Source organism: Micromonospora parathelypteridis (genome assembly GCF_014201145.1).
GTDB classification, from domain to species: domain Bacteria; phylum Actinomycetota; class Actinomycetes; order Mycobacteriales; family Micromonosporaceae; genus Micromonospora; species Micromonospora parathelypteridis.
Map to the genome: position 1 here is coordinate 4,089,204 of NZ_JACHDP010000001.1, position 13,830 is coordinate 4,103,033.

The 13,830-nt window shown below is 71.7% G+C and carries 14 protein-coding genes and 1 tRNA gene; 13 read left to right on the forward strand and 2 right to left on the reverse strand.

All coding sequences use genetic code 11. The features are described from left to right. The first annotated feature begins 71 nt into the window (after window positions 1-71). The 9 genes from HNR20_RS18525 to HNR20_RS18565 all read left to right on the forward strand — a co-directional run bounded on the left by HNR20_RS18525 (window position 72) and on the right by HNR20_RS18565 (window position 8,172). On the forward strand, window positions 72-644 hold the full coding sequence (locus HNR20_RS18525) for an LppU/SCO3897 family protein (protein ID WP_229686984.1): 573 nt from the start codon (window positions 72-74) through the stop codon (window positions 642-644). 198 nt (window positions 645-842) lie between these two features. Then, window positions 843-1,529: a dienelactone hydrolase family protein gene (locus HNR20_RS18530; protein WP_184181523.1), complete on the forward strand. Its 687-nt coding sequence runs from the start codon at window positions 843-845 to the stop codon at window positions 1,527-1,529. Further along, a complete protein-coding gene (locus HNR20_RS18535; protein ID WP_373290958.1) occupies window positions 1,522-2,262 on the forward strand; it encodes a uracil-DNA glycosylase in 741 nt (246 codons plus the stop codon). Before HNR20_RS18530 ends, HNR20_RS18535 begins: the two co-directional genes overlap by 8 nt. 27 nt (window positions 2,263-2,289) lie before the next feature. Beyond that, window positions 2,290-3,075 (forward strand): DUF4129 domain-containing protein, encoded by a 786-nt coding sequence (locus HNR20_RS18540; RefSeq protein ID WP_184181525.1) that lies wholly within the window; start codon window positions 2,290-2,292, stop codon window positions 3,073-3,075. Next, a complete protein-coding gene (locus tag HNR20_RS18545; RefSeq protein WP_184181527.1) occupies window positions 3,072-3,656 on the forward strand; it encodes a hypothetical protein in 585 nt (194 codons plus the stop codon). The genes HNR20_RS18540 and HNR20_RS18545 overlap by 4 nt, the downstream gene beginning before the upstream one ends. Then, a complete protein-coding gene (locus HNR20_RS18550; protein WP_184181529.1) occupies window positions 3,656-4,663 on the forward strand; it encodes an AAA family ATPase in 1,008 nt (335 codons plus the stop codon). Before HNR20_RS18545 ends, HNR20_RS18550 begins: the two co-directional genes overlap by 1 nt. Beyond that, window positions 4,663-6,105, forward strand: coding sequence for a DUF58 domain-containing protein (locus HNR20_RS18555; RefSeq protein ID WP_184181531.1), 1,443 nt, complete (start codon window positions 4,663-4,665; stop codon window positions 6,103-6,105). The genes HNR20_RS18550 and HNR20_RS18555 overlap by 1 nt, the downstream gene beginning before the upstream one ends. Window positions 6,106-6,177: 72 nt before the next feature. Then, window positions 6,178-6,738, forward strand: a complete 561-nt coding sequence (locus HNR20_RS18560) for a hypothetical protein (RefSeq protein ID WP_373290983.1) — start codon at window positions 6,178-6,180, stop codon at window positions 6,736-6,738. 102 nt (window positions 6,739-6,840) lie between these two features. After that, the gene (locus HNR20_RS18565; protein ID WP_184181535.1) at window positions 6,841-8,172 is read left to right on the forward strand and encodes an NAD(P)/FAD-dependent oxidoreductase; all 1,332 of its coding nucleotides are present in this window, start codon (window positions 6,841-6,843) and stop codon (window positions 8,170-8,172) included. 133 nt (window positions 8,173-8,305) lie between these two features. Here the strand turns inward: HNR20_RS18565 and HNR20_RS18570 are convergent, their stop codons facing one another. Next, entirely contained in the window at window positions 8,306-10,165 is a 1,860-nt protein-coding gene (locus HNR20_RS18570) for a hypothetical protein (protein WP_184181537.1), read from the reverse strand. A gap of 101 nt (window positions 10,166-10,266) precedes the next feature. Here HNR20_RS18570 and HNR20_RS18575 point away from each other — a divergent pair. The 4 genes from HNR20_RS18575 (at window position 10,267) to HNR20_RS18590 (ending at window position 12,535) form a co-directional block, all read left to right on the forward strand. Beyond that, window positions 10,267-10,347, forward strand: a tRNA-Leu gene (locus HNR20_RS18575). 110 nt (window positions 10,348-10,457) lie between these two features. Beyond that, complete coding sequence (locus HNR20_RS18580; RefSeq protein WP_184181539.1) at window positions 10,458-11,273, forward strand: Bax inhibitor-1/YccA family protein; 816 nt, start codon at window positions 10,458-10,460, stop codon at window positions 11,271-11,273. Window positions 11,274-11,409: 136 nt separating this feature from the next. Continuing rightward, entirely contained in the window at window positions 11,410-12,168 is a 759-nt protein-coding gene (locus HNR20_RS18585; RefSeq protein WP_184181541.1) for a Bax inhibitor-1/YccA family protein, read from the forward strand. A 46-nt stretch (window positions 12,169-12,214) separates the two neighbouring features. Further along, window positions 12,215-12,535 carry a hypothetical protein gene (locus HNR20_RS18590; protein ID WP_184181543.1) on the forward strand — a complete coding sequence of 107 codons (321 nt, stop codon included), beginning with the start codon at window positions 12,215-12,217 and terminating at the stop codon, window positions 12,533-12,535. 12 nt (window positions 12,536-12,547) lie between these two features. On the opposite strand, the gene HNR20_RS18595 is transcribed toward HNR20_RS18590, so the two are convergent. Then, a complete protein-coding gene (locus tag HNR20_RS18595; protein WP_184181545.1) occupies window positions 12,548-13,810 on the reverse strand; it encodes an acetyl-CoA C-acetyltransferase in 1,263 nt (420 codons plus the stop codon). Between the last annotated feature and the right edge of the window lie 20 nt (window positions 13,811-13,830).

Sequence of the window (13,830 nt, forward strand, 5' to 3'; positions counted from 1 at the left end):
GCGGGACGGCATCGGAAATCAGTGATCGTTACGGTGTCGTCTGCTCCTCAACCCCTCGGAAGGAAACCCCCGTGTCAGAGCAGGTCGCACCGCCCCCCGCGTCCGACGCCGCACCAGCTGAGCCGGCCGTCGAGACGCCGCAGCCGGCGGAGCCGGGCCCGGCCGAGCCACAGGCGGCCGAGTCACAGCCGGCCGAGTCGCAGCCGGCCGAGTCGCAGCCGGCCGAGTCGCAGCCGGCCGAGCAGGAGGCGAAGAAGTCCGGTGCGAAGAAGGTTCTCGGCGTCGTCGGCGCGGTCCTCGCCATCGTCGTCGTCGCCGGTCTGAAGTTCGGCGTCGCCTCGGCGATCGGCAACTACTTCAACAAGGACGAGACCGCTGCCGCCAAGACCGGCGACTGCATCGCCGAGTTGCCGGAGATCACGGGCACCGAGCAGGAGACTGTCGATGGTGCCAAGGTCGTCGAGTGCACCTCCACCGACGCGGCGTACAGCGTCGTCGGTCGGGTGAACGACCAGAGCGAGGCCCAGGCCAAGGCCGACACCACCTGTGAGCAGTACTTCAAGGAAGGCGAACAGGGGTACATCTACTCCAGCATCGAGCCGGGCAAGACGGGCTATGTGCTCTGCCTGACCAAGAAGGCCTGACCAGAGCGGTAGATCGGCATCGACGGCGGCGGGGACCTACCCCGCCGCCGTCGGCGTACCCGGAGTCATCGGCGGGCGAACGGGAGGTGAATGCCACTGTTCCGGCGTCTTCCCGGCGGCGGCGCGGCATGGCAGGCTACCGGCACTAGGACCACTGGGCGACCAGCCAACGATGACTGACCGCTAGGAGGACGGCCCATGGGCGAAATGGTGAGCTACCGCAGCAACGGCGGCACGAGCGAGGGGTATCTCGCGATACCCGCCAGCGGCACGGCCAGCCCCGCCGTCATCGTCATCCAAGAATGGTGGGGCCTGGTCCCGCACATCCGATCGGTGGCGGACCGGTTCGCCGAGGCCGGCTTCGTCGCCCTCGCCCCGGACTTCTACCACGGTGAGACGACCAGCGAGCCGGACGAGGCGCAGCGGTTGCTGATGGCGATGCGGATGGACGACGCGGCCAAGGACATCGCCGGCGCCGCCGACTATCTCGCGGGGCGGCCGGAGGTCACCGGCAAGGTCGGAGCCGTCGGCTTCTGCGCCGGCGGCAGCCTTGCCCTCTGGTCGGCCACGATCTCCGAGCGGATCGTCGCCACCGCCGGCTTCTATCCCGTGTTGCCCTGGGAGTCGATGCGCCCCGACTGGGTCGACTACGCCGGCAAGGCCGCGGTCATCCACTGCTCCGAAGAGGACGGCACCTCGGCCGCCGAGGGCATTCAGACCGCCCGCCGGGCCATCGAGGAGGCCGGTGGCGACTGCCACCTCTACGACTACCCGGGCACCTCGCACGCCTTCTTCAACGACGACCGGCCGGAGGCGTTCGACCAGCGCGCCGCCGCCAGCGCCTGGGCCCGCACCCTGGAACTCTTCCGGGCCAAGCTTGGCTGAGTCGCGTACCCCCGAGCAGGTGGTCGCCCGCGCAGCGCGGGCGACCGACCTGGCTCACCTCGACGCGGCGGTGAGCGACTGCTTCGCCTGCCCCCGGTTGGTCCGGTGGCGGGAGGAGGTCGCCCGCACCCGCCGGGCCGCGTTCCGCGACCAGGAATACTGGGGCCGGCCGGTTCCCGGCTTCGGCACCGGCGACGCGCGGATCGCCATCCTCGGGCTGGCGCCCGCCGCGCACGGCGGCAACCGCACCGGCCGGATCTTCACCGGCGACCGGTCGGGTGACGTGCTGTTCGCCGCGCTGCACCGGGCCGGGCTGGCCAACCAGCCGACCAGCGTCGCCGCCGACGACGGGCTCGCCCTGCGGGACCTGCGGATCTTCTCGGCCGTCCGGTGTGCGCCCCCGGACAACAAGCCGACCCCAGAGGAACGGGACACCTGCGCACCCTGGCTGCATCGCGAGGTCACGCTGATCCGGCCCACGTTGCGCGTCGTGGTCGCGCTGGGCGCCTTCGCCTGGGCGGCGTGGTGGCCGGTGCTACGTCAGGTGTACGGGCAGCGCCCGCCCAGCCCGCGACCGGCGTTCGGTCATGGGGCACACTGGTCCGGCACGGACGCTCCGGACTTGCTGGGCTGCTACCACGTCAGCCAGCAGAACACCTTTACGGGGCGGCTGACACCAGAGATGCTGGACGACGTCTTCGGCCAGGCCAAGCTGCTGGCCGGAGTGGACTGAGACGCGCGTGGGGCGGTGGCGGTGGCGATGACAGACGGAACACTCCCGCCGACACCGTCTGAGGCCGAGCCGGGGGTGTTACGCCCGGCGCTCGGCCTGCTTCGCCGGTGGTGGCCGGTGGGGGCGGTCGCCGTGCTGCTTGCCGGTGCCGCGCTGGCGTCAGCCCACTCGTCGATCGGAGCCAGCCGGATCCCGCCAGCCGCGGAGAGCCTGCCGTGGGTGCCCGAGTACCCGACCGCAGAGCCGCCGCCGTCGATTCCGGTCGAGCCGCGCGACGCCGGTGAGGCCACGCAGGCGCACATTCCAGAGTGGATCGGAACCGTGGCGATGGTGCTGCTCGGTCTCGCCATCCTCGCCGCGCTCGGTTACCTCGCCTGGATCCTGCTGCGGGGCTTCCGACGTCGCCGGGCGATCCGCTCGCTGCCCGCGCACCGGGCCCGGCGTACGGCCGAGGGCACTGCCCGCGACGTGGTCGCCGCCCTCGACGCCGGCCTGGTGGAGCTCGACGACCGGGACACCGATCCGCGGGTGGCGGTGATCGCCTGCTGGGTGCGCCTGGAGGAGGCCGCCGCGGCGGCCGGCGTCCCGAGACTTACCGGAGACACGCCCACCGATCTGGTCAGCCGGCTGCTGCGCGGTGACCCGGCGGCGGGGGTGCCGGCGATCGTCAGCACCGACGTGCTGGGCGAGTTCGCGCACGTCTACCGGGAAGCCCGGTACGCCACCCGCCCGGTCGGCGAGAGCACCCGGGACCAGGCCCGCGCCGCGCTGCGCCGGCTGCGCGGCGAACTGTCAGCGGTGGTGACCGCATGAGTAGCACCAGCATCGACGATCTGCTCACCTTCGAGGAGGAGGCCGCGCCGACGGGCCCGCAGGCGCGCGGCTCCCGGGTCGGCCCGGTGCTGCGCTCGCTCGCGTGGGCCGCCGGCATGGTCGCGGTGCTGGTCGTCGGCCTCCGCGCGGTCGGCCTGCAGGTGTCGCTGCCCGTACTCGTCGCCGGGGTGCTCGCCGTGCTGGCGGTCCGCCGAGTCACCGCCCTGCTCGCGCCGCCACCCCCGCCGCCAGCGGGTGGCCGGGCCGTGACGGGCGAGGAGGACGGTAGCTACAACTGGGGTGCGCGGGACGCGCTGCGTTCCGCGATCAATCGCTGGGAATGGCCACTGGACTGGTCCAACACCCGACCCGAACGTTTCACCGAGGTGGTCCTGCCTCGGATCGGTGAACTGGCCGACGAGCGGATGCGCCTGAAGCACGGCGTCACCCGTGAGTCGGATCCGGCCCGCGCCCGTGTCCTGCTGGGCGACCGGCTGTGGACGTTCCTGGAGACCCCACCTCGCCGCACCCCGTCGCCGCGCGACCTCGCGGTGATCGTCGCCGAACTGGAGAAAATCTGATGAACGACGTGGACCGGAGCATTGCCCCCGCCGAGGTCGGCCAGCTGGCTCGGGCGGTGCTGGACGCGGTCGGCACCGTCGTGGTCGGCAAGCGCGACGCGTTGGAACTGGTCCTCGCCGGCATCCTCGCGGGCGGCCACGTGCTGCTGGAGGACCTGCCCGGGCTGGGCAAGACGCTCACCGCACGATCGTTCGCCCAGGCGCTCGGGTTGGATTTCCGGCGGTTGCAGTTCACCCCCGACCTGCTCCCCGCCGACGTCACCGGCTCCTTCCTCTACGACCAGCGCAACGGCGACTTCACCTTCCGGGCCGGGCCGGTCTTCACCAACCTGCTCCTCGCCGACGAGATCAACCGGACGCCGCCGAAGACCCAGTCCGCGTTGCTGGAGGCGATGCAGGAGAAGCAGGTCTCGGTGGAGGGTGTGACCTACAAGCTGGACGAGCCGTTCCACGTGCTGGCCACCGCCAACCCCATCGAGTACGAGGGCACGTACCCGCTGCCCGAGGCGCAACTGGACCGATTCCTCCTGCGGGTCTCCTTCGGTTACCCGCAGCACGAAGAGGAGTGGGAGGTGCTGCGCCGTCGGATGAGCCGACGCCGCGAGGAGGCGGACATCAAGGCGGTGGTCGACGCGGCCACGCTCCGGGCCATGCAGGCCGCGCTGGAGGACGTGGTGGTGGAGGACTCCATCGGCCGTTACATCGTGTCCCTCACCGCGGCCACCCGTGAGCACCCGTCGGTGCTGGTCGGAGCCTCGCCTCGCGGTTCGCTGGCGCTGCTGCTGCTGGCCCGGGTCCGCGCGGTGTTCGGCGGACGGGACTACGTGGTGCCGGAGGACGTCAAGGAGGTGGCGGCCCCCGCTCTGGCCCACCGGATCACCCTGCGCCCGGAGATGTGGTTGCGTCGCGTCGATCCGGCGTTCGTGGTCGGCGAGGTGCTGGAGGCGACCCCCGCCCCGGCCAGCGGCGCGCTACCCAGCTACGCCGCCGGCGGGCCTCGGCACTGATGACGGGTCCGACCGTGCCGAGAGCCACCGAGCCGGAACCGGCTGCCGGCTGGGCGCCCACCCGGGCGCTCGGCCGGGCGGTGCTGCTCGCCGGCCTGCTGCTGGTGGCAGGGGTGCTGCTGGGGCGGGTCGACCTGATCGTGCTGGCCGCCCCGTTCGCGCTGGGCACCGCGTACGCGCTGCGCCGACGACCCACGGCGCTGCCGCAGGTGTGGATCACCTCGGGTGACGACGCGCCGCTGGTCGAGGGCGGCGACGTGACCGCGGCGGTGAGCGTCGGCAACCCGGACACGGTCGACTACGACCTGGTGGTGCTGCGCTCCCGCGTGTCGCCGTGGCTGCGCGTCGACCGGGCCGGCTTCGCACACGACGAGACCGCCGACGACGTACCTCCCGCCACCACGACACCGAACAACGGAGAGACGCCGGCCAGCGGCACGGGCCGTTCCCTCGCCGACCGGCCGTTCGTGACGTCGGTGCCCACCGGTGCGGCGGTGGACCTGGAGTTGGCCGGACGTGCCCTGCGCTGGGGCCGGCACCCGGTCGGCCCGGCCGGCGCCCGGGTCGCCACGGCGGGCGGCCTGCTGGTCTCCCGGGCGGTGATCAGCGAGCCGGTCCGGGTGCGGGTGTACCCGCGTACCGAGCCGTTCGAGGCGGTGGAGGCCATGCCCCGCGCCGCCGGTCTGGTCGGGGCACACCACTCCCGCCGGCCCGGTGAGGGCGGCGAGTTGGCCGGCGTACGGCGCTTCGGCCCGGGGGACCGGCTGCGCCGCATCGACTGGCGGGTGTCGCTGCGTGCCCGGCAACTGCACGTGGCGGCCACTCTCTCCGACCGCGACGCCGAGGTGGTGGTGCTGCTCGACGTGCTCGCTGAGGCTGGCCGCTCCGGCGGGGTGGGCGGGGCCGCCTCGGTGCTGGACACCACCGTCCGGGCCACCGCCGCGATCGCCGAGCACTACCTGCACCGTGGCGACCGGGTGTCCCTGCTGGAGTACGGGCCGGCAGCTCGCCGGCTGCGGCCGGCCGCTGGGCGTCGGCAGTACCTGACGGTGCTGGAGTGGCTCCTCGACGTCCGCGTCCACTCGTCCTCGCACGAGCCGTACGACCAGGTGTTCGGCCCGCAGTTGCTCTCCTCGGACGCGCTGGTGGTGGTGCTCACCCCGCTGCTGGACGAACGGTCGGCGCAGATGCTCGCCCGGCTGGCCCGTGCCGGGCGGTTCGTGGTGGCCGTCGACACATTGCCGACCGACCTGGCGCCGCCGAAGGACCAGACCTGGGCCGAGGTGGCGTACCGGCTGTGGCGCTTGGATCGCGAAATCATGATCGGACAGCTCCGGGAACACGGCGTACCGGTGGTGCGCTGGGCCGGCGCCGGCAGCCTGGACCAGGTGTTGCGGGACGTGGCCCGGTTGGCGACGGCTCCTCGGGTCGGTGGCCGGTGAGGGGCGGTGGCCGGTGAGCGCGAGGAGTGCGCTTGCGAGCCCCGCAGTCGCGAACGAGGGTAGGCGCAGATGATCGACGCTGTCACCGGGCGGGTTCGGGCGGCCCAGAACGCTGTCGCCCGGATCAGCGCTGCCCCGCTGTTGGTTCGGGCCGGAATCTTCGTCACGGTGTTTGCCGGGTTCATCCTGGCTTTTCCCGCCGAGGTGCTCTCCGGACGGCCAATCCTGTTCCTGGCGGTTGCCGCACTGTTGCCCGCGTTCGGTCCACGCCGGACCTGGGCGACCTTCACGACGTTGGTCACGGTCGGCGGCTGGCTGCTCGCGACCGACGGGTACGGCCGCCCGGTCGCCCTCTGGCGGCTGCTCGCCATCGCCGCCCTGCTCTACCTGGGGCACACCCTCTGCGCGCTGGCCGCGCTGCTGCCCTACGACGCGGTGGTGGACCCCGAGTTGATCACCCGGTGGTTGCTGCGGTCGGGGGCCGTCGTGCTGGGCACGGCAGTGCTGGGGGTGCTGTTGTTGCAGGCAGCAGGCATCGGCGGGGGAACCGGACACCAGTGGGTGACAGTGCTGGGGCTGTTGGTGGCGGTGGGGATGTCTACGTTGCTGGGCTGGCTCCTGCGGCGCCGGTGACGCGCGTGAAATGAGAGTTACGCAGGTCACAGGGGTTGTGCTCCGTCACAGATGGGGGCCGCGAGCGGGATTACCTGAGCCGGCCGGGGAAAGATAGACAACGTGAATCCGAAGCGGATCCTTGTGGTTGGTGCCGGGCACGTCGGTCTGTACGCCGCGCTGCGCCTGTCGAAGAAGCTCAGCTCCCGTGAGGCTGAGGTCATGGTGGTGGATCCCCAGCCACACATGACCTATCAGCCGTTCCTGCCTGAGGCGGCAGCGGGCAACATCTCCCCGCGGCACTCCGTGGTGCCGCTGCGGCGGGAGTTGCGGCGCTGCAAGATGGTGGCCGGCACGGTCACGCGGATCGAGCACGACCGCAAGGTGGCCACCGTGCAGCCGATCAGCGGCCCGGCCCGGGAGATCACGTACGACCACGTGATCGTGGCTCCGGGTTCGGTCTCCCGCACCCTGCCGATCCCCGGCCTGCACGAGCAGGGCATCGGGTTCAAGACCATCGGCGAGGCGATCTACCTGCGCAACCACGTGCTGGACCGTCTCGACGTGGCAGCGGCCACGCCGGATGAGGAGGTCCGCCGTTCGGCGCTGACCTTCACTTTCGTCGGCGGTGGGTACGCCGGCATTGAGGCGCTCGCCGAGATGGAGGACATGGCTCGCGACGCCCTGCGTTACTACCCCGAGCTCAAGCAGGACGAGGTTCGCTGGGTGCTGGTCGAGGCCACCCAGCGGGTGCTGCCCGAGGTCGACCGGGACATGGGCGCCTACACCGTGCAGCAGCTGCTCAAGCGCAACATGGACATTCGGCTGGACACCCGGCTCGAGTCCTGCGTCGACGGGGTGGTCAAGCTCTCCGACGGTGACAGCTTCCGGTCCGACACGATCGTGTGGACGGCCGGCGTGAAGCCGTCCCCGATGCTGGACTCGACTGACTTCCCGCGCGACGACCGTCGGCGGATCACCTGCCTGCCCACTCTCCAGGTGGTGGACGGCGACCAGGTGGTCGAGGGCGCGTGGAGCGCCGGTGACTGCGCCGCCGTGCCGGACCTGACGAAGGAGCCGGGCAACTTCTGCTCGCCGAGCGCGCAGCACGCGGTGCGCCAGGCTGCCCGGATGGCCGACAACATCGCGGCCGTGATCCGGGGCCGTGAGCCGGTCGACTACAAGCACAAGCACGTCGGCAGCGTCGCGAGCCTCGGTCTGCACAAGGGCGTCGCCCAGGTGTACGGGATCAAGATGACCGGCTGGCCGGCCTGGGTCATGCACCGGACGTACCACATGAGCCGGATCCCGTCGTTCAACCGCAAGGTCCGCGTGGTGGTGGACTGGTCGTTGGCGTTCTTCCTCAAGCGTGAGGTGGTCGCCCTGGGGCAGCTGCACGACCCGCGCGAGGAGTTCGTCGAGGCGTCCCAGCCGGTGGGCGCGCCCCGCGTCTGACATACCCAAACCCGCCCCTGCTCCATCGATCTTGCACTTCCGGACGCCGTTGTACGGCTGTTGGCACGTTCTGTCCGGGCAGTAAGTGCAAGATCGGCGGAGTGGGGGCGGCGGCCGTTGGGGGGGCGGGTGGTCAGACTCGCCAGATCCAGGCGTCGGACAGGCGGGTCGCGGGGCCGTAGAGCTGCTCCAGGGTGGCTCGGAGGCTGTCGGCGTGCGGGGCGTCGTCGGTCAACGCCACGCAGGAGGCACCCCAGAAGTCCGCGTCCCGGGCGGCCTGACGGCGCTGCTCGTCGCCGATGGCCGGTTGGTCGCCGCGCCGGGCGACGTCCGCCAGCAGCGCGGAGGTCGGCTGCTTGAAGGTGCCCATCGCCGCGGTACCGCCCCGCCCGTAAGGCCCGATGAAGAACCCCTCGGGTAGACCGAATGCGGCGTTGGCGGCGGTCGGCCAGCGCATCGGCCAGGGTTCCTTGGGCGTGGGCAGCGGCACCGGCACCAGCACCCCGCCGGGGCGTACGCACTGCCGCCAGTGGCCGCCGCTGATGAACTCGGGCACGGCGGGCCGTTCGGCGGTCGGCAGGGGGGTCGGGAAGATCGGCAGCAGCGCCGCGCCGACGGCCAGTGGCACCAGCCGCCGCGCCCGACCGGTGCTGCGCAGAGCCCGGTCGACCGCCAGCACCAGCAGCGTCGCGACGATCGGCAGCAGCGCCAGCGCGAACCGCATCGGCAACGCGCCGTCCACCACCGGTAGCCCGCCGATCAGCGCGTACGGGCCGGGAAGCGCCGTCCTGGTGCCGCCGAGCACCACCTCGGGGCCGAGCGACAGCGCACCCATCACCAGGCCCGCCACGACGCAGGCGAAGACCAGGCGGCGTCGCCCGACCCAGATCGCGCACCCCACGGCCACCAGCAGCAGGGGCCAGCCGAGGAAGGTGTTGTATTCGGCCGGTCCGGTGGTCAGCCGGGCGGATTCGTCGCTGCCGGCCACCGACAGTGGGGAGACCGCCCACCAACTGCTCAGGTCGGCGGAGAAGTAGGCCGGGGTGAACATCCCGTCGGCAACCCCCTGCGGCCCGGCGAACTGGAACCAGAGCGGGTAGCCGAGCACCAGCAGGGCGAGCCCGGCGGCGATCGCCAGCCCTCCGGCGAAGCCGGGCAGCGCCCGTCGGGCCAGGTCCCGGTCCACCACGGCATAGCTGATCGCCATCACCAGCAGCGTGACGGCGGCAAGGAAGAGCACCTCCTCGCCGATGAAGACCTGCGCGCTGATCGCGGCGGCCAGCCCTGCCGCCGAGGTGAACATCCGTCGGCGGTCCGGCACGGCGGGCTGGGTGCGACCGGTCACGTCGGGTGCCGCCGGCTCCGGGTCGGCCGCCCGCAGCAGGCGGACCACCAGCCAGACGATCACCGGCACCAGCCACTGCGCGGTCATGTGCAGGTGGCTGTTCGTCTGCGAGACCATGCCGGGGCCGAACCCGCACAACCCTCCGCCGAGTGCGGCGGCGATCCGGCGGGTACGCAGCGTGCGGTGGAACAGCAGGTACCAGGCGAGGGCGGTGCCGGCGAGGTTGGCGGCGGCCAGCAGCGCGAAGGTGACCGGCGCGCCCAGCAGCAGGGTGACCGGCGCGAAGACGATGCCGAGCGCGATCACCGAGGTGTTGGCCATCAGGTTGACGCCGTCGGGCGCGTTGAGTCGTTCGGTGAGCAGGTTGAAGTCGCCGAGCAGCGCGCGGGCGTCGACCGCCAGGAACCACTCGTAGAGGGTCTGGTCCTCCGGATTGAGTGCCAGGACGCGGCCGGTCGGGTCGGGCCACAGCCCGTGGGTGAGCCAGCCGGCCAGCACCACGCAGATCAGAGCGACCAGCAGATCTGGTCGGTGGCGGCTGACGGCGGCCAGCAGACGGGTGGCCCGAGGTCGGCCCTTGACCCGACCGGCGAGGCGGAAGGCCTGCTCAGGGGCTGCGTCGGGGGCCGTGGGGGCTGCGCTGCTCACGGCATCGACCCTAATGTGGCCAGCCCTGCTGGGTACGTCGGGTCGCCGCTAACCGGCTACGGTGACACTGCACCGTGCGTGTCGGCGCGCCGGTGCCACCCGCCCGGGTGGTGGAACGGCAGACACGGCCGCCTTAAAAGCGGCTGCCGAAAGGCGTGCGGGTTCGACCCCCGCCCCGGGCACACCGGATCACCTCGACACATTCTCATTCGTGATCACCAGGACTTGGCTGGGCCGTTTACTCTTGGAGGGCACGTTCACGTGCACACGACCCCCTGAGGGAGGCCAGACAGTGAAGACCTCGAACCCGGTGCTCGCCCGGCTCGGCCAGGCGGCCGAGCGGGAGCGCTCCGCCGGGTACGCCCCGGCCGGGCCGTACGGACAGCCCGGCATTCCCCAGCAGTACCCGTCCCAGGCCGGTTACCCGGCCGCGCCGCCGACCGTGGCGCCGATGACGGTCGACGACGTCGTCGTCAAGACCGTCGCTCTGCTCGGCATCCTCGGCATCACCGCCGCGGCAGCCTGGGTGCTCGTGCCCGACTCGTTGGTCGGTGTCGCCTGGATCGGCGCGGCGGTGGTCGGCCTGGTCCTCGGTTTGATCATCTCGTTCTCCCGGATGGCCGACCCGGCGCTCGTCATCACGTACGCGGTCGTCGAAGGCGTCTTCGTCGGCATGGTCAGCAAGGCGTTCGAGACGCTCTACGACGGCATCGTGCTCCAGGCCGCCGTGGCCAGCTTCGGCATCTTCTTCCTGATGGCGATGCTCTACCGGGCGAAGGTCATCCGGGCCACCCCGGCGTTCGTCAAGGGCATGATCGCGGTGATGACCGGCCTCTTCGCGGTCATGCTGATCAACTTTGTGCTGGCCATCTTCGGCGTCAACACCGGCCTGCGCGACGGCAGCCCGCTGGCGATCGGCTTCAGCCTGGTCTGCATCGTGGTCGCCTCGCTGAGCTTCGTGCTCAGCTTCAAGGAGATCGAGGACGGCGTTCGGATGGGCCTGCCGCAGCGCTACTCCTGGGTGGCCGCGTTCGGCATCCTGGTCAGCCTCGTCTGGCTCTACATCGAGATCCTGCGCCTGCTGAGCTACTTCCAGGGCGACGACTGACCTCGTCCGCACTGCCGACCGGCGCCCGCTCCCGCTCTGGCGGGGGCGGGCGCCGTCGTCAGCGCCGTTTTCCCGCCGCCGCCGGTCCGCCCGGGGCAGAGTGACTGCGAGGGGTACGCGGGCGAAGGAGGCGGCGGTGCGCAGTAACAACCCGGTGCTCAACCGGCTGGACGAGACCGGCCGGGTGGAGGCCCGGGTGCTCGGCGCCCGCGACGTCGAGCCGATGACGGTCGACGACGTGGTGACCCGTACCGTCGGGTTGCTGTTGGTCACCGGCGCGGCCGCGGTGGTGTCCTGGGTGGTGATCCCCGACGCGGCGTGGCTCGGCGCCGCGCTCGCCGGCAGCGCGCTCGCCTCCATCGCGCTGGTCCTGGTCATCTCGTTGCGGGGGATCACCAACCCGGCGCCGATCGTCGGCTACGCCGTGCTCCAGGGCCTGCTGCTGGGAGTGGCGAGCCGCACCTTCGAGCAGGTCTACCCGGGCATCGTGGTGCAGGCGGTGGCCGGCACCTTCGGCGTCTTCCTCGGCATGGCGGCGCTCTACCGGGCCCGGGTGATCCGGGCGACGCCCCGGCTGGCTCGCCTGGTGATCGGCACTTTGCTCGGCATCGCCGTGCTCAGCGTGGTCAACCTGGTGTCGTACCTGATCTCCGGGCGACCAGGCCTGGAGGTCTACAGCGTCAGTGGGGAGGTCGGCTGGCTGCCGTACGCCTTCTCGGTGGTGGCAATCATCGCCGGGGCGTTCAGCTTCATCCTCGACTTCGACCTCGTTGAGCGTTCGGTGCGCGACGGCCGACCCCGCCGGTACGCGTGGCTGAGCGCGTTCGGCCTGCTCACCGGGTTGGTCTTCCTCTACTGGCAGATCTTGCGGCTGCTCAGCTACCTACGCCGTTGACCGGCCCGCCGTGGCGTGGCCGGTGCCGGCCGTAGACTCGGCGGCGATGAGCGCAGCGGAGTTGGATCAGGCCGTGCAGTTGCTGGTCCGTCAGGTCGGGCACTGGCAGTCGCCGCGTTGGGCAGCGGTCGCGACCACCGGCAACGTGTCCCGTGCCGACCTGGTGCACCGGTTGGTGCAGGAGATCGCCAACCTGGCCGCCGACGCCGAGGGTGAGCCCCGGCGGGTGGTGCCCCGGCTCGACAACGATCTGGCGTTGCCCGACCAGTTGCGGGTCGTGGCGGCAGACCTGGTGGCCGCCGACGCGGGGGGCGAGGCGCTAACGCGGGCCGCCGCCGAGGTGACGGCGACCCGCAGCGCGCTCTGACGTCGACTCGGCTCAGTTGAGCCGTTCGAGCACCATGGCCATGCCCTGGCCGCCGCCCACGCACATGGTCTCCAGACCGATGGTCTTGTCGTGCCATTCCAGGGCGTTGAGCAGGGTGCCGGTGATCCGCGCGCCGGTCATGCCGAACGGGTGACCGACCGCGATCGCGCCGCCCATCACGTTCAGCTTCTCCTCCGGGATGCCCAACTCCCGGTAGGAGGGGATGACCTGCGCGGCGAACGCCTCGTTGATCTCGACGAGGTCGACGTCGTCGATGGTCATGCCGGCCCGGCGCAGCGCCTGCCGGGACGCCTCGACCGGCCCGAGGCCCATGATCTCCGGCGACAGGGCGGTCACACCGGTGGAGACGATCCGGGCCAGCGGGGTGAGGCCGAGTTCCTCGGCCCGCTGGGCGCTCATCACCACCACGGCGGCTGCGCCGTCGTTGAGCGGGCAGCAGTTACCTGCCGTGATCCGGCCGTCCGGGCGGAACACCGGCTTCAGGCCGGCGACCGCGTCGAGGGTGACGCCAGCGCGGGGACCGTCGTCGGTGCTCACCACGGTGCCGTTCGGCGTGGTGACCGGGGTGATCTCCCGGGCCCAGAAGCCGTCGGCGATGGCTTTCTCGGCGAGGTTCTGGCTGCGTACGCCGAACTCGTCCATGTCGGCGCGCGTCACGTCGTACACCTGGGCCAGGTTTTCCGCGGTCTGCCCCATGGTCAGGTAGATGTCGGGCAGCTCCCCGGCCTCGCGCGGGTCGGTCCACGTCTCGGCGCCGCCCTGCGCGCGGCGCTTCGAGCGCTCAGCGGCCGCCGCGAAGCGCGGGTTTTCCCAGCCGCCGCCGACCAGGGCCTGCGCCTCGGGCGGCAGCCCGTCGGAGCTGCCCCGGGCGTAGCGGGAGACGACCTCCACACCGGCGGAGACGAACACGTCACCCTCGCCGGCCCGGATCGCGTGCATCGCCATCCGCGTGGTCTGCAACGACGAGGCGCAGTAGCGGGTCAGCGTGGCGCCGGGCACGGTGTCCAGACCGAGGAGGGTGGACACCACCCGGGCCATGTTGAAGCCCTGCTCGCCGCCGGGCAGGCCGCACCCGAGGTAGAGGTCGTCGATCGTGGTCGGGTCGAGCTGGGGAATCTTGTCCAGGGCGGCCTGGACGATGGTCGCGGCGAGGTCGTCGGAGCGGACGTCGCGCAGGGAACCCTTGTGCGCCCGGCCGATGGGGGAGCGGGCGGTGGCGACGATGACGGCGTCGCGGGACGACTCAATCGGCATGGGCCAACGTTAACCCGCCA